Genomic DNA, 21,001 nt, shown 5'->3' on the forward strand with positions numbered 1-21,001 from the left:
GATCCCATGATGCAGGAAGTCAATCTGCTGGGCCGGCTGCCGCGCACGCGCCGCAACGTCCAGGCCCGGCAGGCGGCCCAGACCGACGAGAACATCGCGGTCGCCCGCGAATACGGGCAGGCCTATTTCGACGGCCCGCGCGAGGTCGGTTACGGCGGTTACCGCTATGACGGCCGCTGGATCCCGATCGCCGAGGACATCGTCGCCCATTTCGGCCTGAAGCCGGGCGACCGGGTGCTGGACGTCGGCTGCGCCAAGGGCTTCCTGGTCAAGGACCTGATGAAGGTCTGTCCGGGGCTGGAGGTGTTCGGCATCGACGTCTCCGAATACGCTCTCAAGAACTGCGAGCCGGAGGTGGTCGGGCGCCTGCATCTGGGAAGCTGCGTCAGCCTGCCGTTCCCGGACGACAGCTTCCAGGCGGTGATCTCGCTCAACACTATCCACAACGTGGCGCAGCCCGACGCGGTGCGGGCGTTGCGCGAGATCGAGCGGCTGGCTCCGGGCGGGAAGTCCTTCGTCCAGGTCGACAGCTACCGCACGCCGGAACAGCGGGCGCTGTTCATGAACTGGGTGCTGACGGCGAAATACCACGATTATCCCGACGGCTGGATCGCGACCTTCCGGGAGGCCGGCTATACCGGCGACTACGCCTGGACGATCGTCGAAGAATAGGCGACGAAGAGTAAGTATCGAAGAGTGGGTTTCGTAGAGTAAACGCGGACGTTCTACCGAGGAGATACCGGTGTCTGGCAAGACCTATGCAATTCTGGGCGGTGGCGGCTCCTTCGCGATCCACACCGCGTTCCATCTTCTGGAGAACGCGTCGCCGAAGAAGGTGATCGGCATCGGCCGCAACCTGCTGCGGCCCGAGCCCTTCTCGCTGAACATCGACAAGCAGCCGGGCTACGAATACCACGCCTACCACGTCACCTACGAACTCGACCTGCTGCTGGAGCTTCTCGACCGCGAGAAGCCGGAGATCATCATCAACTACGCCGCCCAGGGCGAAGGGGCGGTGTCGTGGAAGAACTCCTGGCGCTTCTTCGAGACCAACTCCGTCGGCCTGTCCCGCCTGTCCGAGGAGCTGATGAAGCGCGACTGGCTGGAGCGCTTCGTCCATATCGGCACCTCCGAGCTGTACGGCTCGGTCGAGCATGCCGCCAAGGAGGACGATCCGATCCGGCCGTCCAGCCCCTATGCGGCCTCGAAGGCGGCCTTCGACCTCTACCTGATGTCGGTGACGCGCTTCCTGAAGTTCCCGATGAACATCATCCGGCCGTCCAACTGCTACTGCCCGGGCCAGCTCCTGCACCGCGTGATCCCGAAGGCGGTGGTCTGCGGCCTGAAGGGCGAGAAGCTGCCGCTGCACGGCGGCGGCCGCGCCGAGAAGTCCTACCTGCACGCCCGCGACCTCGCCCGCGCCATCCAGCTGGTGATCGAGAAGGCGCCGATCGGCACCGTCTACAATTGCGGCCCGCAGGAGCCGACCTCGATCCGTCGCGTGGTGGAACTGACCGCCGAGGCGCTGGGCGTCCCGTTCGAACAGCTGTGCGAGGTCACCGGCGACCGGCTGGGGCAGGATTCGCGCTACTGGCTCGACAGCTCGGCCCTGCGCAACGACACCGGCTGGGAGCCGCAGATCGACTGGGCGGCCGGGCTGGCCGACATGGTGGAGTGGGGCAAGCGCTACTACGACCAGGTCAAGGACCTGCCCACCGGCTATGTCATGCGCGCCTGAGCGGGACGACCGGCGATGACCACCGTTTCCGAACCCGTGCTGCTGCGCAACGGTTTTGACGCTGGGGCGGCGCGGCGGCGCTGCCTCGGCTTCCGGCGTCGCATCCTCGACCTGTCGCAGAAGGTCAGCGCGATGCACATCGCGCCGGCCTTCTCCTGCCTGGAGATGGTCGACGCCATCTACAACGGGCTGATGCGGCGCGACGCGTCCGGCGCCACGCCGGACACGCTGGTGCTGTCCAAGGGCCATGGCTGCGTCGCGCAGTATGTGCTGCTCGAAGCGCTGGGCGTGCTGGAAAGCGCCGAGCTGGAGCGGCTGTGCACGCCGGAAAGCCGGCTGGGCGGCCATCCCGACTATGGCGTGCCGGGGATCGAGGCGTCGACCGGCTCGCTCGGCCATGGGCTGTCGATCGCGCTCGGCATGGCCTATGCCGACCGCATCAAGGGCGACGACCGCCAGGTCTTCTGCCTGATGGGCGACGGCGAGATCCAGGAAGGATCGGTGTGGGAGGCGCTGATGATGGCGCCGAACCTCGGCGTCTCCAACCTGGTCGCCTTCATCGACCTGAACGACTTCCAGGGGCTGGGGCGGACCAGCGAGATCCATCCCAACTTCTACCCGCTGGACGCCAAGCTGGCGGCCTTCGGCTGGGAGGTGGCGGAGGCCAGCGGCCATGACGCCGCCTCCATCGTCGCCAAGGTGCGCGACCGCAAGGGCGACCGGCCCTTCGTGCTGATCGGCCGCACGGTGAAGGGCAAGGGCGTCAGCTATATGGAGCATGTGCCGATCTGGCACTACCGCTCCCCCAACCCGCAGGAATATGCGCAGGCCATCGCCGAGCTGAAGGAGATCGCGGAATGAGGAACCATTTCGCCGACACCTTCTTCGAGCTGGGCCGCGACGATCCGCGCCTGTGCCTGATCTGCGCCGACATCTCGCCGGCCGGCAGCATCCAGAAGTTCCGCGACGCCTTCCCGACGCGCTTCGTCAACACCGGCGTGGCCGAGCAGGTGATGATCGGCATGGCCGCCGGCATGGCCCAGCGCGGCCTGCGGCCCTTCGCCTACACCATCGCCACCTTTGCGCTGTACCGGCCGTTCGAGATGGTGCGCGACGACCTCGCCTACCAGAACCTGCCGGTCACGGTGGTCGGCATCGGCGGCGGCGTCTCCTATTCGACGCTGGGCGCCACCCACCATGCCCAGGAGGACGTCGCCATCGCCGCCGCCATCCCCGGCATGTCGGTGCTTTCGCCCTGCGACCCGCTGGAGGTCGCCGCGGCGACCCGCCACTGCGCGGTGCAGACCGACGGCCCGATCTATCTGCGGCTGGGCAAGGCGGGCGAGCCGGTCTTCACCGCCGACGCGGCCGACTCCTTCGTCTTCGGCAAGCTGCGCTATCTGCGCCGCGGCACCGACGTCTGCGTGATGGCCCACGGCGCCATCATGAAGACCGCGGTGCAGGTCGCCGACGCCCTGGCCGCCCAGGGGCAGTCGGTCTCGCTGGTTTCGGCCCACACGCTGAAGCCGCTCGACCGCGAGGGCGTCGTCCAGGCGCTGCGCGGCCATCGCCGCGTGGTGGTGATCGAGGAGACCTCGCCGCAGAACGGGCTGGGTCCGATGGTCAAGCAGATCGCCTGGGACGTGAAGGCGCAGTGCGAGCTGGACACCTTCGCCCTGCAGGACCGCTTCATCCACCTCTACGGCAGCCACGACGACATCCTGGCCGCCCATGGGCTGGCCGTGCCGGACATCCTGGACAGGCTGGCGGCGGGAACGGCGGCCGGGGGAGGGCGCTGACATGGCCTCGCAACCCGGCAGCATGGGCGAACCGCAGTACCAGGACGACATCGCGCAGATGCAGGCGATGGGGCTGCAGCGCCTGGGCGTGCACGCCACCTGGGCCTATCATGACGATCCCAAGCGGCTGCTCTTCACCATGGCCCGCTACAAGTTCGTGGCGAAGATGATTGAGGGCGCCGGCCATGCGCTGGAGATCGGCTGCTCCGACGGTTTCTTCACCCGCGTGGTGCGCCAGTCGGTCGATGCGGTGACCGCGGTCGATTTCGACCCGTCCTTCATCGCCTCGGCGCGCGAGACCATGTCGGACCGCTGGCCGGTCGATTTCCGCCTGCACGACCTGCGCACCGGCCCGGTGGAGGGGCCGACCGGCGGCTTCGACGCCGTCTATTCGCTGGACGTGCTGGAGCACATCAACGCCGGCGCGGAGGAGGAGCTGTTCCTCGCCAACGCCATCGCGCCGCTGGCCCCGGCCGGCACCTGCATCATCGGCATGCCGTCGCTGCAGTCGCAGGCCTACGCCTCCGCCCACAGCAAGCTCGGCCACGTCAACTGCAAGGACCAGCGCGACTTCAAGCGGCTGATGCGGCGCTATTTCACCAACGTCTACATGTTCTCGATGAACGACGAGGTGGTGCACACCGGCTATCACGCCATGGCGCACTACCTGATCGCGCTGTGCTGCGGGAAGAAGGAGACGCCTGACGCCCCTGCCTGAGGGGGGCGTCGCGACACCTTCCCCGATCCCATCCCTTCCCAGTTCTCCGGCCGGCCTCAACGACACGGCTCTTACGACACGAGGACCCATGCGCAACGTTCTGATCACCGGTGGTTCCGGCTATGTCGGCTCGCTGCTGACGCCCCAGCTCCTCAACGCCGGCTACAACGTCACCGTCTACGACATCATGTATTTCGGTGACGACCACCTGCCGAAGGACCACCCGAACCTGACGGTGATCCAGGGCGATGTCCGCGACGTCGCCAAGTTCTCCGAGGCGGTGAAGGGCATCGACGTCGTCCTGCACCTCGCCTGCATCTCCAACGACGCCAGCTTCGAGCTGGACGAGAAGCTGAGCGAGACCATCAATTACGACGCCTTCGAGCCGCTGGTGGTCGCCGCCAAGCAGGCCGGGGTGAAGCGCTTCGTCTACGCCTCCTCCTCGTCGGTCTACGGCGTGTCCGACGCCCCGGACGTGACCGAGGATCATCCGCTGGTCCCGCTCACCCTCTACAACAAGTTCAAGGGGATGTGCGAGCCGCTGCTGTGGAAGCACCAGTCGCCGGACTTCGTCTGCGTGACCATCCGCCCGGCCACCGTCTGCGGCTACGGCCCGCGCCAGCGTCTGGACCTGTCGGTCAACATCCTGACCAACCACGCCGTCACCAACGGCAAGATCCTGGTGTTCGGCGGCGACCAGAAGCGCCCGAACCTGCACATCCAGGACATGTGCGACCTGTACGAGCTGCTGCTGAAGGCCCCGGACGAGCAGATCGCCGGCCAGACCTTCAACGCCGGCTACCAGAACATGTCGATCATGGACATCGCCCAGACGGTCAAGCGCGTCGTGGAAGAGGTGTTCCCGGAGAAGGGCGAGATCGCGCTGGAGGTCCAGCCCAGCAACGACCCGCGCTCCTACCACATCAACTCCGACAAGATCGCGCGCATCCTGGGCTTCAAGCCCAAGCACACGATCGAGGACGCGGTGCGCGACCTCTGCACGGCGTTCCGTGACGGCAAGCTGCCCGACAGCATGACCGGCGTGAACTACTACAATGTCCGCAAGCTGAAGGCGCTCGAAGCCGCATGACCACGCGTCCGATTGCCGTCGTCACCGGTGGGGCCGGCTTCATCGGCAGCCACATGGTCGACCTGTTGCTGGCGCGCGGCCATCGCGTGCGCGTCATCGACAACATGACCGGGGGCCGCCCGGCCAACCTCGCCCACCACGCCGGCAATCCGGACCTGGACGTGGTGGAGCGCGACATCCGCTCCTTCGAACCCGGCGACGCCGCGTTCGAAGGGGCGGCGCACGTCTTCCACTTCGCCGGCATCGGCGACATCGTGCCGTCCATCGAACGTCCGCTCGACTACATGTCGGTGAACGTCCAGGGCACCGTGCACATGCTGGAATGCGCGCGCCACGCCGGGGTGTCCAAGTTCGTCTATGCCGCCTCCTCCTCCTGCTACGGGCTGGCGGCGGTGCCGACGCGCGAAGATCATCCCATCGCGCCGCAATACCCCTACGCGCTCAGCAAGTACCAGGGCGAGCAGGCGGCGTTCCACTGGCATCAGGTCTACGGCCTGCCGGTCAACGCGGTGCGCATCTTCAACGCCTACGGCATCCGCTCGCGCACGTCGGGCGCCTATGGCGCGGTGTTCGGGGTGTTCCTGAAGCAGAAGCTGGCGGGCAAGCCCTTCACCGTCGTCGGCGACGGCACGCAGACGCGCGACTTCATCTATGCCTCCGACCTTGCCACGGCCTTCCTGGCCGCCGCCCTGACGGAGGAGACGGGCGAGGTCTACAATGTCGGCGCCGGCAACCCGCAGCCGGTCAACCGGCTGGTCGAGCTGCTGGGCGGCGAGGTGATCCACATCCCCAAGCGCCCCGGCGAGCCCGACTGCACCTGGGCCGACATCACCAAGATCCGCACCCGCCTGGGCTGGGAACCCAAGGTTTCCTTCGAAGAGGGCGTGTCGCGGATCCTCGCGAACATCGACTACTGGCGCGACGCGCCGCTGTGGGAACCGGCCTCCATCGCCGAGGCGACCAAGACCTGGTTCGCGGCTCTGGACCGCAAGGGTGAGTGAAGATGGATGAAGCCAGCAAGGCGCTGCTGAGCGCCAAGATCAAGACGCCCGAGGAAATCCGCGCCATCGTCGGCGCGCCGCCGCGGTCCAGCAAGGTGATCATGTGCCACGGCACGTTCGACATCGTGCATCCCGGGCACATCCGACACCTGATGTTCGCCAAATCCAAGGGCGACATCCTGATCGCCAGCCTGACCGCCGACCAGCACATCACCAAGAGCAAGCTGCGACCCTATGTGCCGCAGGACCTGCGCGCCTTCAATCTGGCCGCCCTGCAGGTGGTGGATTACGTGGTGATCGACCCCGATCCCACCCCGCTGCGCAACCTGTCGGTCATCCAGCCCGACCTCTACGCCAAGGGCTACGAGTACATCAGCAAGGGGCTGCATCCGAAGACCAGGGAGGAGAAGGAGCTGATCGATTCCTACGGCGGCGAGATCATCTTCTCCCCCGGGGACTTCGTCTATTCCTCCTCGCACCTGATCGAGACGGCGCCGCCCAACCTGCGCTGCGAAAAGCTGATGTTCCTCATGAACGGGGAGGAGATCGGCTTCGACGACCTGCGCGGCATCCTGACCCGCTTCGAGGGCACGCGGGTCCATGTGGTGGGCGACACCATCGTCGACAGCTACACCCACACCACGATGATCGGCGGCATGTCGAAGACGCCGACGGTCAGCGTGCGCTTCGACAAGCGCCACAGCTTCGTCGGCGGCGCCGGCATCGTCGCCAAGCATCTGCGGGCGGCGGGGGCGAAGGTCACCTTCTCCACCGTGCTGGGCGACGACCGCGACAAGGATTTCGTCCTGGAGGATCTGGCCAAGGCCGAGGTGGAGGTTCTGCCCATCGTCGACCCGACCCGGCCGACCACCAACAAGGACTACATCATCTGCGACGGCTACCGGCTGCTGAAGGTCGACACGCTCGACAACCGCAGCATCTCCGACGCCATCGTCGAAAAGCTGCAGGAGCATCTGCGCAGCGTCGACGCCGACGTGGTGGTGTTCAGCGACTTCCGCCACGGCGTCTTCAACCGCGAGACCGTGCCGCGGCTGGTGTCGGCCATCCCGGAGCGCGCCTTCCGCGTCGCCGACAGCCAGGTCGCCAGCCGCTGGGGCAACATCCTGGAATTCCAGGGTTTCGACCTGATCACCCCCAACGAGCGTGAGGCGCGCTTCGCCCTGGGCGACCAGGATTCGGTGGTGCGCGCGCTTGCCGGCGATCTGTTCCGGCAGGCGCGGTGCAAGACGCTGATCATGAAGCTGGGCGAACGCGGCATCCTGACCTTCCGCACCCGGCCGGAGGGCGATCCGCGCACGGTCATCGCGCTGGACAGCTTCGTCAACCATGTGGTCGACGCGGTGGGCGCGGGCGACGCGCTGCTGTCCTACGCCACCCTGGCGCTGTTCGCCACCCGCAAGGCGGACGGCCAGAGCAACGAGGCGGTCGCCTCCATCCTGGGGTCGATCTCGGCGGCGCTGGAATGCGAGATGGACGGCAACTACCCGATCACGATCGACGCGATGCGCAAGCGCATCGACCAGATCGAGGCCGAGGCCCATTATCGCGCCGAGTGAAACGGCGGCGGGAGCAAGCAGCATGCGTGTCATCGTCGTGGGGTTGGGCGTCCAGGGGCACAAGCGCCGGGACGTCGCCGGCTCCGATCTGGTCGCCACCGTCGACCCCGTCAACGCCGCCGCCGATGTCCGCAGCATCGGCGAGGTGGGCTACGACCGCTTCGATGCGGCGCTGCTGTGCACGCCGGACGAGGTGAAGATCGAGCTGATCGCCGAGCTTCTCGACCGCGGCAAGCATGTCCTGGTCGAGAAGCCGCTGTTCGCCGCCGACTCCTCCACCCTGCGTGATCTGGACGAGCTCGCGCGCCGGCGCAAGGTCACCTGCTACACCGCCTACAATCACCGGTTCGAGCCGCATTTCGTCCGCATGAAGCAGGCGCTTTCCGCCGGCACGCTGGGCGAGGTCTATACGGTGCGGCTGTTCTACGGCAACGGCACCGCCCGGCTGGTGCGGGAATCGGCCTGGCGCGACCAGGGGGCGGGGGTGCTGCCCGACCTCGGCTCCCACCTGCTCGATACCATCGATTTCTGGTTCGGGCAGGGCACCGGCCCCTACCGCATCGTCGCCGCCAACCGGTTCGAGAACCGCGCCTTCGACCATGTGGTCGTCGCCTCCTCCGGCCGGCTGCACATCGAGCTGGAGATGACGCTCCTGTCCTGGCGCAACCACTTCACCGCCGACATCCGGGCGGAGAAGGGCAGCGCCCACATCGAGTCCCTGTGCAAATGGGGTCCCAGCAGCTTCAGCCTGCGTGACCGCAAGCTGCCCAGCGGCCGGCCCGACGAGGAGACGGTGACGCTGGTCCAGCCAGACCCGACCTGGCGGCTGGAATACGACCATTTCAAGGGGCTGTGCCGCGAGGCCGCCAACAACCTCCAGACCGACATCTGGATCAACGACACCCTGAACGCCCTCGCCGGCGAGGCGCTGTCCGGAGACGCAGCATGAGCGAAGCGGCAAAGCAGCCCGTCATCGGTTACGCCGGCATGACCCATCTCGGCATCAACTCGCTGGCGGCGGGGGCCGAGCGCGGCTTCACCATGGTCGGCTTCGACCCCGATGGCGCGCGCACCGACGCCCTGGCGCGCGGCGAGCTGCCGGTGGTCGAACCCGACCTGCCGGAGATGCTGGCGCGCAACGCCGGCCGCATCACCTTCACCGCCGACCCGGCCGCCCTGGCCGCCTGCGACGTGGTCTACATCGCGGTGGACGTGGCGACCGACGACCAGGGCGCCAGCGACCTCGGCCCGCTGAAGGCGCTGCTGGCGGTGGTGGAGCCGGCGATGCGCCCCGACGCGCTGCTGGTGATCCTGAGCCAGGTGCCGCCCGGCTTCACCCGCGGGCTGGTCCGGCCGGGCCGCGAGGTCGCCTATCAGGTCGAGACGCTGATCTTCGGCCGCGCCGTGGAGCGCGCCATGTATCCGGAGCGGACCATCATCGGCCGCGCCGACCCGTCGGCCCCGCTGCCGGCCGCCTACCGCCGTTTCCTGGAAGCCTTCGACTGCCCGCTGTTCGTCATCCGCTTCGAGAGCGCCGAGCTGGCGAAGATCGCCATCAACTGCTGCCTCGTCGCCTCCATCGGCGTCGCCAACACGCTGGCCGAGCTGTGCGAGCACATCGGCGCCGACTGGTCGGAGATCGTGCCGACCCTGCGGCTCGACAAGCGCATCGGCCCGCACTCCTACATCGTGCCGGGGCTGGGCATCGCCGGCGGCAATCTGGAGCGCGACCTCGCCACCGTCTGCCGGCTGGCCGACCAGCATGGCAGCGACGCCCGCATCGTCCGCGCCTGGATCGCCAACAACCGTCACCGCAAGGACTGGGCCTTCCGCCGGCTGCAGTCGCTGGTGCTGAGCCAGCGGCGCTCCCCGAAGGTGGCTGTGTGGGGGCTGGCCTACAAGCAGGACACCAACTCCACCAAGAACTCGCCGTCGCTGGCCCTGCTGTCGCTGATCCGCGACGTGGAGGTGGTCGTGCACGACCCGGTGGTGGACGGCACCGCCGTCGACCATCCGCGCCTGACCGTCGCCGCCTCGCCGCTGGAGGCCTGCCGCGACGCCGACGCGCTGGTGATCATGACCCCCTGGGCGCAGTACCGTGACGCCGATCCGGCCGCCCTGGCCCAGGCGCTCGCCGGCCGGGTGGTCATCGACCCCTTCGCCATGCTCGACGCCGCCGCCTGCGCCGCCGCCGGACTCCAGCACCATGTGCTGGGCCGCGCCCTCTGATGCCGCCTTCGGGAAGCTCTGACTTTCCGAAGGCGGCATCGCCCGCGACTGCGGGCGCGTGCCGACAGGCGCGAAGCCTGCGTGACGTATGAACGCAGCGGCCGGAATTTTTCCGGCCGCGTATGATCCGAAGAACCGGGAACCGACGCGATGCTCGACCATCTGAACCCCACCCCGACGCCGCCCGCCCGCGTGGTCGTCCTCGGCAGCCGCGGCTTCATCGGCGCCGCCCTGGTGGCGCGGCTGGCGGCCGACGGCGTGCCCTGCCTGCCGCTGTCCTCCGCCGACCTCGACCTCGCGGCAGCGGATGCGGCGGAGCGGCTGGCCGCGCAGCTGCGCCCCGACGACGCGCTGGTCTTCCTCAGCGCCCTGACCCCCGACAAGGGCCGCGACATCGGCACCACGCTGCGCAACCTGGAAATGGGCCGCAACGTCTGCGAGGCGCTCGCCAGGCAGCCGGTCGCCCATGTCGTCTACATCAGCTCCGACGCGGTCTATCCCTTCGTCGAGGGCCGGGTCGGCGAGGAGTCGCTGGCCTCGCCGACCGACCTCTACGGCTCGATGCACCGCACGCGCGAGCTGATGATCCAGCAGACGGTCCAGGCGCCGGTCGCGGTGCTGCGCCCGACCCTGGTCTATGGCGCCGCCGACAGCCACAACTCCTACGGCCCCAACCGCTTCCGCCGGCAGGCGGCCAAGGACGGCGTCATCACGCTGGGCGGCGAGGGCGAGGAGACGCGCGACCATATCCTGGTCGACGATGCGGTGGAGCTGATCGTCCGCGTCCTGAACCGGCGCAGCCGCGGCCTGCTGAATCTGGTCAGCGGCCGCAGCATCAGCTTCGGCGACCTCGCCCGGCTGGTGGCGGCGCAGTTCGACCGGCCGGTCGAGATTCGCTTCACCCCGCGCACCCAGCCGGTGACCCGCCGGGTCTTCGACGTGACCGACTGCGCCAAGGCATTCCCCGACTTCGCGGCGACCCCGCTGGAAGAGGGGCTGGCGCAGGTCCACCGCGCCGCCCTGGCCGGCTGAGCGGGCGGCCGGGACGATGAACGACAGGGCGATGGACGCCGCCACCCCGGGTCCGGTCACGCTCGACGCCTTCCCGGCGGCGGTGGCCGCCCTGCTGGTCACCGAGGACGGTCATTACCTGCTGCAGCGGCGGGACGAGAAGCCGGACATCTGGTTCCCCGGCTATTGCAGCCTGTTCGGCGGCCTGATCGAGGAGGGGGAGAGCCCGGAAGAGGCGCTAGCGCGCGAATTGTCTGAGGAGCTTGATTACCAGCCGGGTGCATTCTCCTATTTCACACAAGTGTGTTTCGACTTGCGTCGCTGGAATCGCGGCATTAAGTTGCGATACATCTATGAGGTGCCCGTAAAGCGTGCTGAAATTTCCGGCATGTCCTTGCGCGAGGGGCAGGCGATTGAACTGCATGGGCCGCAAGCGGTGATGGGAATCGACCGCCTCGCTCCCTACGACGCCGTCGCCATCGGGCTGCACATGGCTGACCGCCTTCTGCAACGGGCGCCTCTCCTGCTCTGACAGGCTGGCCGCGTCGGGACCGACGCCGCCCGCCCGCAAAGGAAAAGGTATCGCTTCATGGTGGAAAGCCCGCCGGACTCCTATGCCAGAATTCTTGCGCTCCGCTCGGCGCTCGACGCCGTTCTCGTCGATGCGCTCAGCCTGAAGACCGATCTGGACCGCCAGCTCTTCACCCAGGGCCGGCAGGCCGCCGGCGGCGCCACGGCGCGCGACCTGGAGGAGGCCCAGGCACGGATCCGCAGCCTGCAATCCTCCCTCGACGCATCGATTGCCGAAACCTCGCAGCTGCGCGACCGCATCCAGGCGCTCCAGGCCGAACTCGACCGGCTCCGGGCCGTGCAGTCCGGCACGGCGTACGAGGACGCCGTCGCGCGCATCGGCGTCCTGCAGTCCTCTTTCGACGCAGCCATGGGCGAGGCGAGGGAGCGGAACGAACGGCTCCGGCAGCTTGAGGACGAACTCGCGGAGCTGAGGGACTGGGAACGGCGCAGCCGCGACGGCCTGTATTCCGATCCGGCGACCCTGGCCGAACTGACCGGCTATGAGGGCGACGGCGAGGAGAAGGCCGGCGGCGAAGACGGATCGGAGGAGGCGGAGCCGGCGGAGCAGCAGCCGGCGCCGGAACCGGCCCAGGACGATGCCGCGATCCTGGAGCGCTGGGCGGCACTGCCCCACCGGCCCAAGGTCGTCTTCATCGGCACGCAGAAAACCGGTTCACTCCTGTTCTGGCAGGCCTTCCGCGATCATCCGCGGACTGTCACCCTGGCGAAGGACTGGGACATCTTCTCGGCCAATTGGGCCGACAGCCCCCATTTCATCGAGGAATATCTCAAGCACTACGATCGCGTCGTCGATGGCGCGCCGGTAAACGGGGTTGCCGACGACCCCGTCATGGTCGAAATGACCTCCCATTACTATGCCGATCCGGTGGTCTTGCAACGGATCGCCGAGTGCTGCGGCAGGGACGTCAGGATCCTGTTCAGCATCCGCAATCCCATCACCATGGCGTTCTCGCTGTACAACAATGGTTTGCGCCAGGGCGGATGGCCGAAATCCTTCTTCGAAGCCGTCGAGCATGACGAGGAGCAGTTCTTCCCCCAGATACCGGATGTTCTGGACAGGATTTACAGCATCTTCCCGAAGAAGAACGTTCTGGTTGTCGACTATGACCTGGAGTCGAAGAAGAACCCGCGCAAGACGGTGGCCGATGCGCTGCATTTCTGCGGTCTGTCCAACTACGAATTCCCGCTCCGCTATGACAATGTCAGCTATCATCCGCGCTATCTTTACAATGCCGAACGTCCCCTTCGCATCGAAAGCCACGAGCGGCGCTATCTGATTCCGCCGCGGACGCTGGTCTACTGTGTCGGCAACGGCCGCGAACGGGTCTGGTACGATCCGCCGGCCGCACTGGTGGCCGCGGCGCTGAGCGTCCAATCGAACTGGACGCAGGAGCTGTCGGCGGCGACCTGCCGGTCGCTGTTCGACACCCATTGCCGCGACATGGCCGGACGGTTGCAGCGCGACTTCGGCATCCGCACCGACCACTGGTCGGAAAATTTCCAGACCCTGCGCTATCAGCCGGCCCCGCCGCCGGAGCAGTTCGCAATCGGGGAGGATGAATGAGCGGTATTCATGACCGCCTGTCGCCCATGGAGCGGAGAGTCCGAAAGAATTCGCGAAAATGAGGTATGATCGGCGCCTTGACCGATAGGTGCCGATCCGGAGGAGAAGCGCCTACAAACGTATTGTCGACGGCCTGACGCCTTGTTCGCCCTGCAACTTCAGCTAAAGATACAAAAGAAGGCTCCCATGACCCAAGACACCTGGCAGCGTCCTCCACTTCATTCGACCGAGTTCGATCCGGGCCTGCACCGGAAGTTCCTTGTCCAATCCGTGCCGAATTTTGTCGAACACCTCCAGGAAGTGAACGACATCCTGAGTGCCGCGGACGAGTACAGAGGGGCAGACGGCCAGAATTTGGACCCCATCCGCATCGTGATGTTCTTCTATTTTCTGCGCATGACCCACAAGCTTGCGCCGGGCGACTACATGGAATGCGGCACATTCCGCGGCTTTTCCGCCCGGATGATCTGGCGCTGGATGGATCAGGCGAGCAAGCTCTACTGCTTCGACACCTTCGAAGGCTTCGCGGAGCCGGACGTCAAGGTCGAGACGGAGCTGTACCAGTCCAACTGGACGGTCGGCAATTTCCAGCCGACCTCGGAGGCGATGGTGCGCGGCCATGTCCTGGGCGGTGACGAGAGCCGGGCCGACCAGCTGTCGATCGTCAAGGGCTGGCTGCCGGCGTCCTTCGAGCCCTATGCCGACAAGAGCTGGCGTTTCGTCCATCTCGACATGGACCTGTATCTGCCGCACAAGGAAATGATCGAGCGCGTGTGGCCGAAGCTGGTTCCCGGCGGCATCCTGCTGATGCACGACTACCACAATTCCGGCTTTCCGGGCGTCAAGAAGTCGGCCGACGAGTACCTCAACCCGCTCGGGATCAGCTGCGTGCCGCTGCCCGACTGGGGTGGGTCGGCGGTGGCGATCAAGCCGCTGGTCTGATCGGCGTCGGGTCCGCCGGTCGCCGCCGGGGTGGCGGCTTCCGGCGGCCTTTTTGCGGGCGGCACGGTTTGCGGGCAATTTTCCGGCCTGTTCTTCGCGGGTTCTCGCGCACGGGGTATTCTTCTCATGGATAAGGTTTCTGCCCTGAACGTTCCTCCGCTTCATTTCGTCGTGCCGGTGTGGGGGGAGAAATACGTCCGGCTGTTCCTGGACGTGACGCTGCCGACCTTCCTGTCGCCGCGCAACATCCCCTGCCTGCCGGGCCTGTACCGCTGCGCCTTCCACATCTTCACCATGCCGGACATGGTGGAGACGATCCGCAGCGCGCCGTCCTTCCAGGCGCTGTCCGCCCTGCTGCCGTCCCACATCCATTGCTTCGACGGCTTCGACGCCAACAAGTACAACCAGATGTCCTGGGGCCATCTGCGGGGCATGGCGCTCGCCAACGAGGCGGAGGCGGCGACCGTCTTCCTCAACGCCGACATGGTCTTCTCCGACGGCTCCTTCGAATCGATCGCCCGCATCCTGGCGTCGGGCAAGCGGGTCATCGAGATCGAGGGCGTGCGCACCAACAAGCCGGGCATGGTCGAGGCCTTGCGCGGCCGCCATTTCGACCCGGCGACCCAGGCGATCACCGTGCCGCCGGACCGGCTGGTGCGGCTGATGCTCGACAACCTGCACAAGATGAGCCTGTCCCATTTCTGGGAGCCGGAGGACGACCAGGGCTTCATGCCCTTCCACACCTATTTCCGGGTCGGGCGGTCCGGCCTGATCGCGCGGTCGACGCACCTCTATCCTTTCGTCGTCCATCCGCGCAACCGCGTGCCGGTCGACCAGATCACCACCATCGACTGGGACCTCGTCGACCGGGTCTGCCCCGATCCCGCCGATTCCCATGTGGTCACCGATTCCCGCGAGATCCTCGCGGCGGAGATGAGCGACCCCGACTATTACGTCAAGCCGTGGTATGCCCGGCGCGACGTCGAGCAGTACCGGGACAATTTCTTCCGCAACACCCATTGCTGCTCGGCGCGCCACCGCGACGTGCTGCGTTATGTGATCAATTTCTATACCGGCCGCGACCGCGGGCCGGACTGGACGGCGGTGCGGCGGCGGGTCGACGCCTGGTACGACGCCATCGTCTCCACCGGCCCGATCGACGTGGCCGGGCTGTGGGGGCCGCCGCTGGCCCGCACCGTCTGGCAGGAGGCCGCCGCCCGGCTGCAGCCGCGCTTCTCCTTCCTGTTGCCGCGCAAGGTCCATGATCTGGTCGGGCTGACCTTCCGCACCCGGTTCCGGCGCTCCTTCTCCCTGTACCGGGACTCCGCCCGCCGGCTGGGCGGCGCCTGCGGGCAGGCGATGACGGCGGCCCCCCGCGTCCTGTTCAAGGCGACGGAGGCCGAGGCCGCCGCCTGGCTGCGCGAGGTCGACCGCCTGTATGCCGAGGCGGTGCGCTCCTCCGGGATCGAGGCCGCCTCCAACGTCGAGATCGACCTGGGCGGCGTCTTCTACGGCACCGGCTGGGGCGACGAGGATTTCCTGTTCGGGCAGGGCATGCGCCGTCTCGGCCCCGACAACAGCGCCACCGTCCATCTCCGCCTGCAGCCGGGCGACTATGATGTGGAGCTGTATGTCTACAGCGCCCCGGAAGGCGGGGTGAAGACCATCCGCCTCAGCGCCGGCGGCGTCCCGCTGCAGGGCGAGGTCGAATGGGTGGTGGACCGCTACCGCTGCATCGGCGTCCTGCCGCGCGCCGTCGTGCAGGCCGCCGGCGGCTTCGTCGCCCTCACCGTGACGGGAGAGGATCCGTCGCGCCCCTGGCGGGCGGACGAGCCGCCGCAGCCGTCGGCCTTCTCCTTCACCCGGCTGCTTCTGCGCCGCCGCCAGGACCAGCCGGCGGAGGCCGCGCCCGCCGCCGCACCGGCGCCGGAGGCGGCCGTCGCCGAAACCTCGGCCCTTCCCGTGCGCAGGGACTCCTGGTCCGGGCCGGGGGTGCGGCGGCGGGTGCGCATGCTGGTGGCGCTTTGGGGCGAACCCTACATCCGCCTGTTCTGCCAGTCCTGCCTGCCGACCCTGCTGGCGCCGGGCAACCTGCCGGCGCTCGCCGCCCGGCATGATTTCGACCTCGTCTTCCTGACCGCCGGGGCCGACGCCCCCCATTTCGACGCCATCCCGGAATATGACGCGCTGCGCCGGCTGGCGCCGGTCCATCTGCTGCCGATCGACGACATCCTGCAGGAATGGTGGCACCCGGCCAGCAACGCCTACGGCATCGTGCTGACCCGCGCCTTCCACAAGGGGGTGATGGCGATGGGCGAGGCGCAGCTGAACACGCATTTCGTCTTCTGGAACGCCGACTTCTGCGCGTCCGACGGCTCCTTCGGCCATCTCGCCGACCTGCTGGCCCATGAGGACTTCAACGGCATCCTCGCCCCCAGCCTGCGGGTGGACGAGGCGTCCATCGTGCCGGAGATGCTGAAGCGGCGGGACGGCGACCAGCCGGTGATCTCCATCCCGTCCCGTCCCTTCACCCGGCTGGCGCTCGACCATCTGCACCCGACGGTGAAGGGCAAGACGGTGACCCGGCGGTCGGACTATGTGTCGACCCTGGCGAACCAGTTCTACTGGCATGTCGACGACGAGCTGCTGGTCGCCCGCAACTACCTGCTGTTCATGCTGTGCATCCGGCCGGAGCGGATCTGCAACGACCTCGCCGCCTATTGCGACTATGGCTTCATCCCGGAGATGGTGCCGTCCGGCCGCATCCACACCGTCGCCGATTCGGACGAGATGCTGCTGCTGGAGCTGCAGAATCCGGACAAGGAGACGCAGTATCTGAAGTTCGTCCATCCGGACGTGCCGATGAACCCACGCGACTTCCAGTCCTACATCTCCGAATGGTCGACGGCGGAGCACCGGGCCAATTCCCGCGTCCTGACCCTGTTCCGGGCCGGCGGCAAGGCCTACGACATGGCCGAGATCCAGGCCATGACCGACCGTTTCATGGATCCGCTGGAGGAGGGGCTGTATCCGCAACCCCGCTGGCACAACGGCCATCCCTACTGGACCGGCACCATCCTCGGCATGGGCAAGTCGGCGCGCACCGCCCTGCCGCTGTCGCCCCACACGGAACCGCTGCGCGCGCTGGGGATCGACTTCGACCTCTACGCCCATGCGGAGCTGTATTTCGGCTCACGCTGGCGCGACCGGCTCAGCGCCGTGCGCACCGACAAGAGCGTGACGATGGGCGAACTGGAAACCCGCCTGCGCGACATGGACGCCGCCTATCCCGATTTCTTCCGGGAGGCCGGCCTGCCGCACCATCCCCGCCACGAGGTCGACCTGACCGACGTCTTCTTCGGCACCGGCTGGGCGCCCGTGGACCGGACGGGTCCCGCCGCCCGCCGGCCCGTCGGGCCGGCCGGCCGGGCGCACATCCTGCTGAAGCTGCAGGGCGGCCGCATCCTCTATTCGGGAAAGCTCTACCTGGACGGACCGGCCGAGGCGTTGACCCGCACCCGCATCACGGTGAACGGCAACGCCTATTTCCAGCAACTCTACCGCGAGGGGGAGGCGCTGGTGGTCTCCTTCTTCCTGCCGCGCGGCGTGGTCGACACCTGCAACGGCAGCGTCGACATCGGCATCGAGGCGATTGGTGGAAGCGGAGCCGACATGTTCGGCGTTCCGTCGCCGGTCGCCGTCCGCAGGCTGATCGTGGAAAGCCTGGAATCGGTGCAGAACAGCTGTCCGGTGATCCTGCCGATCATGGATGCCGGCAAGCTCGACCTTGCCCGCCAGTTCCTCGACGATTTCGGCGAGGACGGCGCGCGGTCGGACGTCGGCCGCCTGCTGCTGACCCGCTATCAGGTGCTGACGGAGAAGCGTGCCTGGATGTCGGCCGACCTGGATGCGGCGTTGACCGGCCCGGCCCAGGCCGACACCGCCCAGGGACTGAAGGCGATCGTCGGTTCCATCATCCGGCACGAGCGCGATTACGCCACCGCCAGCCGGATCCTCGACCGTCTTTCGCCGGTCTGCCCGGAGGATGGGGACCTCTGGGCGTCGCTGTCCCACACCGCCCGCCGCTGCGGCAAGCCGAAGCTGGCCATGGACGCCCTGGCCCACGCGGTCATGCTGGCGGAGGGGCGGTATCTGAAGGCGAATCCCGACGTCGCCGCCGACCTGTTCGCCGGGCGGGTGGCCGGTGCCGCCGAGCATTACCTCGGCCGCGGCCGGGAGGAGGGGCGCGACTGGCCCGGCTTCCTGCCCGTGTCGGAACTTGCCGGCCACCTGTATCTGCGCCGCTATCCCGATGTCGCCGATCTGGTGCTGGCCGGCAAGGTCGCCTGGGCCTACGACCATTACCAGCGCCAGGGCAAGGCCGAGGGGCGCGAGTGGCCCGACGCCGCTCCCGCTCCGGCTGCCGCGGCACGGGCCGATACGGTTCCGGCCTGACGGCAGGCGGAGAAGGCGGTTCGGCGGCAAAGGCCGGCTCCGGAAGGAAGCCGGCCTTTGTCTTGTTCGAAGTTTAGGAAAATAAGCTTACGCATGCGGCGGATTATAGGTACATTGTCGTGGCTATCGCCGGCCCCGCCGGCTTCCCCGATCCCAGCAGGAGGAAAGCCATGCCCGTGCTTGCCATCGACGATTTCGGCGAACGCATCCAGGCGCTGCGCCCTGGCACCGCCCAGACCGTTCCCATCGGGGCGGCGACGCAGAGTTCGGGGTCCTTCGGGGCGGCGGTCCTGCGGCTGGTCGCCACCTCCCCCTGTTTCGTCGCCTTCGGGACGGCGCCGTTCGCCGATGCCGCGGACGGCCATTACCTGCCGCAGGGCGTGCCCGAATATTTCCGGACGGCGGCGGGCGACCGTGTCGCGGTGGTCCGGGCGGCCGACGATGGGCTGCTCCACATCTCGGAGATGGGCTGATGCTGGGCCGTGTCGGACGGCTGCTGGCGGCGGCCGGCAGCCGCCTGCGCCGGCTGGCCGCCCGGTCGGGCTGCCGGCTGCTGACCCGTTCCGGCAGCCGTCTCGTCCCCCGATCCCAGCCATGAGGGAACGCCCATGACCGACATCGCCCTTCACCAGCTTCCCGATTCCGGGCCGTTGACCGGTGCCGAGATCGTGCCCATCGACGACGGCACCGCCACCGTCAAGACGACCGTCGGCGCCCTGCGCGCCGGGCTTGCGGCGGCCGAACATGGCCATGCCTCCGCCGCCATCGCCGATTCCACCGCCACCGGCCGGGCGCTGCTGACCGCGGCGACGGCGTCGGATGCGCGCGGCACCCTGGGGCTCGGCAGCCTCGCCCAGCAGAATGCCGCCGTCACCGCCGACGCCGCCCAGGGGCTGGCGCTGCGCAATCTCAGCGCGGGCGGGTCGGCCGCCTGCCGCCTGACGCTGGGCAGCAACGCCGACGACAGCGACGCCTATGTCCAGCTCAACAGCGGCGGCAATGCCTCCCACGGCGGGGCGCGGTCGCTGAACATTCTGGCCAACGCCGGAGACATCTGCTTCCTCGCCGGCCGCCTCAACCCGACCCTGCGGCTGCGCATCCTCAACGGCGGCGGCGTGGCGGTCGGCAGCGCCACGGTCTTCGATTCAGCCGGCCATGCCAGCCTGCGCAGCTACACGGTGGCGACGCTGCCGACCGCCAGCCCGGCCGGCCGGCTGATCCATGTGTCGGACGGTGCCGCCGGCCGGCGGCTGGCAGTGTCGTCCGGCAGCGGCTGGAGCTGGACCGACGGCACCGCCGTGGCCTGACCTCTTCCCATCCATTCTCAGGAGCAGGAAAAGCGCATGATTACCGAAAAGGTCCCCTACGAGCTTCTGGTGCGCTGGGACGAGACCGGCCGGCTGGCCGGCGCCCACATCCAGTTCCGCTACGTCACCCGCGACGGCAGCATCGACGGCAGTACCGGTGGCGGCCCCGATGGAGGGGCGGCGGTTCTGGGCGAGTTCCTCGGCCCGGCCGAACCGGTGGTCCTGACGGCGGAGGAAGCCGCGCTTGTCGCGGCCCTGCCGTCCCGGCGCGAGGCGGCGCCGGTCTCCGGTTGACCTGTCCTGCGGGATTGACCTGAACCATTGTGCGGGAAACCGTTCTGCGGCATGTCTTGGCCGTCTGCCGGCCGGGCCGGTTGCAGCGGAGCGGTTTCCCCCTCATGTCCGTCTTCCTTGTCCGCCACGGCGAATCCGAAGGCAATCTCGCGCGGGTGTTCAGCGGCGTCACCGACCATGCGTTGACTCCGCTCGGCCGGCGGCAGGCGGTGGAGGCGGCCGGGCAACTGGCCGGACGGCGCTTCGCCACCCTCTTCACCTCGACCCTGTCGCGGGCCATCGACACCGCCGCCCTGATCCTCGAGCATGGCGGCTGCGCCTGCGGGCGGGTGGTGCGTCACCACGACCTGGACGAACGGAATTTCGGCGTGATGGAGGCGGTGGACCAACCCGATCCCGCCGGCCTGCCGCCCGACCATCCGGCCCGCCTGACCTGCCTGGACGTCCATCATAGGCCGCCGGGCGGCGAATCGATCGGCGACACCCAGGCCCGTGCCGTGCGCTATTTCCAGGCCGCCATCGCTCCGGCGGCGGAGATGGGTGACGTGCTGGTCGTCGCCCACGGCAACGTCATCAAGGGGCTGGTCGCCTGGCATCTCGGCTGGCCGCTCGACCTCGTGCCGGAGATGCCGATGCGCAACTGCCTGATCACCCGCTTCCCCTGATTCCGCTCTCTTCCCCG

At 67.9% G+C, this 21,001-nt stretch carries 20 protein-coding genes; all 20 read left to right on the forward strand.

All coding sequences use genetic code 11. From position 1 onward, the window contains the following. The first annotated feature begins 9 nt into the window (after nucleotides 1–9). The 20 genes from PWS46_RS28535 to PWS46_RS28630 all read left to right on the forward strand — a co-directional run bounded on the left by PWS46_RS28535 (nucleotide 10) and on the right by PWS46_RS28630 (nucleotide 20,984). Complete coding sequence (locus PWS46_RS28535) at nucleotides 10–672, forward strand: class I SAM-dependent methyltransferase (RefSeq protein WP_434625670.1); 663 nt, start codon at nucleotides 10–12, stop codon at nucleotides 670–672. Nucleotides 673–742: 70 nt separating this feature from the next. Then, the gene (locus PWS46_RS28540) at nucleotides 743–1,738 is read left to right on the forward strand and encodes a GDP-mannose 4,6-dehydratase (RefSeq protein WP_434625463.1); all 996 of its coding nucleotides are present in this window, start codon (nucleotides 743–745) and stop codon (nucleotides 1,736–1,738) included. Between the two features lie 15 nt (nucleotides 1,739–1,753). After that, nucleotides 1,754–2,599, forward strand: coding sequence for a transketolase (locus PWS46_RS28545; protein WP_434625465.1), 846 nt, complete (start codon nucleotides 1,754–1,756; stop codon nucleotides 2,597–2,599). Then, nucleotides 2,596–3,537, forward strand: a complete 942-nt coding sequence (locus PWS46_RS28550) for a transketolase family protein (RefSeq protein WP_434625467.1) — start codon at nucleotides 2,596–2,598, stop codon at nucleotides 3,535–3,537. The genes PWS46_RS28545 and PWS46_RS28550 overlap by 4 nt, the downstream gene beginning before the upstream one ends. A gap of 1 nt (nucleotide 3,538) precedes the next feature. Then, on the forward strand, nucleotides 3,539–4,255 hold the full coding sequence (locus PWS46_RS28555; RefSeq protein WP_434625469.1) for a class I SAM-dependent methyltransferase: 717 nt from the start codon (nucleotides 3,539–3,541) through the stop codon (nucleotides 4,253–4,255). Nucleotides 4,256–4,343: 88 nt separating this feature from the next. After that, nucleotides 4,344–5,345: an NAD-dependent epimerase/dehydratase family protein gene (locus PWS46_RS28560; protein ID WP_434625471.1), complete on the forward strand. Its 1,002-nt coding sequence runs from the start codon at nucleotides 4,344–4,346 to the stop codon at nucleotides 5,343–5,345. Beyond that, nucleotides 5,342–6,346: an NAD-dependent epimerase/dehydratase family protein gene (locus tag PWS46_RS28565; protein ID WP_434625474.1), complete on the forward strand. Its 1,005-nt coding sequence runs from the start codon at nucleotides 5,342–5,344 to the stop codon at nucleotides 6,344–6,346. Before PWS46_RS28560 ends, PWS46_RS28565 begins: the two co-directional genes overlap by 4 nt. A 2-nt stretch (nucleotides 6,347–6,348) precedes the next feature. Continuing rightward, nucleotides 6,349–7,923 carry a PfkB family carbohydrate kinase gene (locus PWS46_RS28570; protein WP_434625476.1) on the forward strand — a complete coding sequence of 525 codons (1,575 nt, stop codon included), beginning with the start codon at nucleotides 6,349–6,351 and terminating at the stop codon, nucleotides 7,921–7,923. Nucleotides 7,924–7,945: 22 nt separating this feature from the next. After that, entirely contained in the window at nucleotides 7,946–8,872 is a 927-nt protein-coding gene (locus PWS46_RS28575) for a Gfo/Idh/MocA family protein (RefSeq protein ID WP_434625478.1), read from the forward strand. Further along, the gene (locus PWS46_RS28580) at nucleotides 8,869–10,152 is read left to right on the forward strand and encodes a nucleotide sugar dehydrogenase (RefSeq protein WP_434625480.1); all 1,284 of its coding nucleotides are present in this window, start codon (nucleotides 8,869–8,871) and stop codon (nucleotides 10,150–10,152) included. The genes PWS46_RS28575 and PWS46_RS28580 overlap by 4 nt, the downstream gene beginning before the upstream one ends. 150 nt (nucleotides 10,153–10,302) lie before the next feature. Beyond that, entirely contained in the window at nucleotides 10,303–11,184 is an 882-nt protein-coding gene (locus tag PWS46_RS28585) for an NAD-dependent epimerase/dehydratase family protein (RefSeq protein WP_434625482.1), read from the forward strand. Between the two features lie 31 nt (nucleotides 11,185–11,215). Further along, a complete protein-coding gene (locus PWS46_RS28590; protein WP_434625484.1) occupies nucleotides 11,216–11,695 on the forward strand; it encodes an NUDIX domain-containing protein in 480 nt (159 codons plus the stop codon). Nucleotides 11,696–11,752: 57 nt separating this feature from the next. After that, entirely contained in the window at nucleotides 11,753–13,321 is a 1,569-nt protein-coding gene (locus PWS46_RS28595; RefSeq protein WP_434625486.1) for a sulfotransferase domain-containing protein, read from the forward strand. Between the two features lie 186 nt (nucleotides 13,322–13,507). Then, nucleotides 13,508–14,263, forward strand: coding sequence for a class I SAM-dependent methyltransferase (locus PWS46_RS28600; protein WP_434625488.1), 756 nt, complete (start codon nucleotides 13,508–13,510; stop codon nucleotides 14,261–14,263). 126 nt (nucleotides 14,264–14,389) lie between these two features. Then, on the forward strand, nucleotides 14,390–18,718 hold the full coding sequence (locus tag PWS46_RS28605) for a hypothetical protein (protein ID WP_434625490.1): 4,329 nt from the start codon (nucleotides 14,390–14,392) through the stop codon (nucleotides 18,716–18,718). A gap of 170 nt (nucleotides 18,719–18,888) precedes the next feature. Next, the gene (locus PWS46_RS28610) at nucleotides 18,889–19,191 is read left to right on the forward strand and encodes a hypothetical protein (RefSeq protein ID WP_434625492.1); all 303 of its coding nucleotides are present in this window, start codon (nucleotides 18,889–18,891) and stop codon (nucleotides 19,189–19,191) included. Further along, entirely contained in the window at nucleotides 19,191–19,316 is a 126-nt protein-coding gene (locus tag PWS46_RS28615) for a hypothetical protein (protein WP_434625494.1), read from the forward strand. The genes PWS46_RS28610 and PWS46_RS28615 overlap by 1 nt, the downstream gene beginning before the upstream one ends. Nucleotides 19,317–19,326: 10 nt before the next feature. Further along, nucleotides 19,327–20,025 (forward strand): hypothetical protein, encoded by a 699-nt coding sequence (locus tag PWS46_RS28620; RefSeq protein ID WP_434625496.1) that lies wholly within the window; start codon nucleotides 19,327–19,329, stop codon nucleotides 20,023–20,025. Nucleotides 20,026–20,061: 36 nt separating this feature from the next. Continuing rightward, nucleotides 20,062–20,319 carry a hypothetical protein gene (locus tag PWS46_RS28625; RefSeq protein ID WP_434625498.1) on the forward strand — a complete coding sequence of 86 codons (258 nt, stop codon included), beginning with the start codon at nucleotides 20,062–20,064 and terminating at the stop codon, nucleotides 20,317–20,319. 104 nt (nucleotides 20,320–20,423) lie between these two features. Continuing rightward, nucleotides 20,424–20,984, forward strand: a complete 561-nt coding sequence (locus PWS46_RS28630; RefSeq protein WP_434625500.1) for a histidine phosphatase family protein — start codon at nucleotides 20,424–20,426, stop codon at nucleotides 20,982–20,984. The last annotated feature ends 17 nt before the right edge of the window (nucleotides 20,985–21,001 follow it).

This window comes from Azospirillum sp. B2RO_4, assembly GCF_051124815.1.
GTDB lineage: Bacteria > Pseudomonadota > Alphaproteobacteria > Azospirillales > Azospirillaceae > Azospirillum.

Bases quoted from the DNA above. Each gene is read 5' to 3' on its own strand.
- PWS46_RS28535 (WP_434625670.1), top strand. From the start codon at position 10: ATGCAGGAAGTCAATCTGCTGGGCCGGCTGCCGCGCACGCGCCGCAAC.
- PWS46_RS28545 (WP_434625465.1), top strand. From the start codon at position 1,754: ATGACCACCGTTTCCGAACCCGTGCTGCTGCGCAACGGTTTTGACGCT.
- PWS46_RS28550 (WP_434625467.1), top strand. From the start codon at position 2,596: ATGAGGAACCATTTCGCCGACACCTTCTTCGAGCTGGGCCGCGACGAT.
- PWS46_RS28555 (WP_434625469.1), top strand. From the start codon at position 3,539: ATGGCCTCGCAACCCGGCAGCATGGGCGAACCGCAGTACCAGGACGAC.
- PWS46_RS28560 (WP_434625471.1), top strand. From the start codon at position 4,344: ATGCGCAACGTTCTGATCACCGGTGGTTCCGGCTATGTCGGCTCGCTG.
- PWS46_RS28565 (WP_434625474.1), top strand. From the start codon at position 5,342: ATGACCACGCGTCCGATTGCCGTCGTCACCGGTGGGGCCGGCTTCATC.
- PWS46_RS28570 (WP_434625476.1), top strand. From the start codon at position 6,349: ATGGATGAAGCCAGCAAGGCGCTGCTGAGCGCCAAGATCAAGACGCCC.
- PWS46_RS28575 (WP_434625478.1), top strand. From the start codon at position 7,946: ATGCGTGTCATCGTCGTGGGGTTGGGCGTCCAGGGGCACAAGCGCCGG.
- PWS46_RS28580 (WP_434625480.1), top strand. From the start codon at position 8,869: ATGAGCGAAGCGGCAAAGCAGCCCGTCATCGGTTACGCCGGCATGACC.
- PWS46_RS28585 (WP_434625482.1), top strand. From the start codon at position 10,303: ATGCTCGACCATCTGAACCCCACCCCGACGCCGCCCGCCCGCGTGGTC.
- PWS46_RS28590 (WP_434625484.1), top strand. From the start codon at position 11,216: ATGGACGCCGCCACCCCGGGTCCGGTCACGCTCGACGCCTTCCCGGCG.
- PWS46_RS28595 (WP_434625486.1), top strand. From the start codon at position 11,753: ATGGTGGAAAGCCCGCCGGACTCCTATGCCAGAATTCTTGCGCTCCGC.
- PWS46_RS28600 (WP_434625488.1), top strand. From the start codon at position 13,508: ATGACCCAAGACACCTGGCAGCGTCCTCCACTTCATTCGACCGAGTTC.
- PWS46_RS28605 (WP_434625490.1), top strand. From the start codon at position 14,390: ATGGATAAGGTTTCTGCCCTGAACGTTCCTCCGCTTCATTTCGTCGTG.
- PWS46_RS28610 (WP_434625492.1), top strand. From the start codon at position 18,889: ATGCCCGTGCTTGCCATCGACGATTTCGGCGAACGCATCCAGGCGCTG.
- PWS46_RS28615 (WP_434625494.1), top strand. From the start codon at position 19,191: ATGCTGGGCCGTGTCGGACGGCTGCTGGCGGCGGCCGGCAGCCGCCTG.
- PWS46_RS28620 (WP_434625496.1), top strand. From the start codon at position 19,327: ATGACCGACATCGCCCTTCACCAGCTTCCCGATTCCGGGCCGTTGACC.
- PWS46_RS28625 (WP_434625498.1), top strand. From the start codon at position 20,062: ATGATTACCGAAAAGGTCCCCTACGAGCTTCTGGTGCGCTGGGACGAG.
- PWS46_RS28630 (WP_434625500.1), top strand. From the start codon at position 20,424: ATGTCCGTCTTCCTTGTCCGCCACGGCGAATCCGAAGGCAATCTCGCG.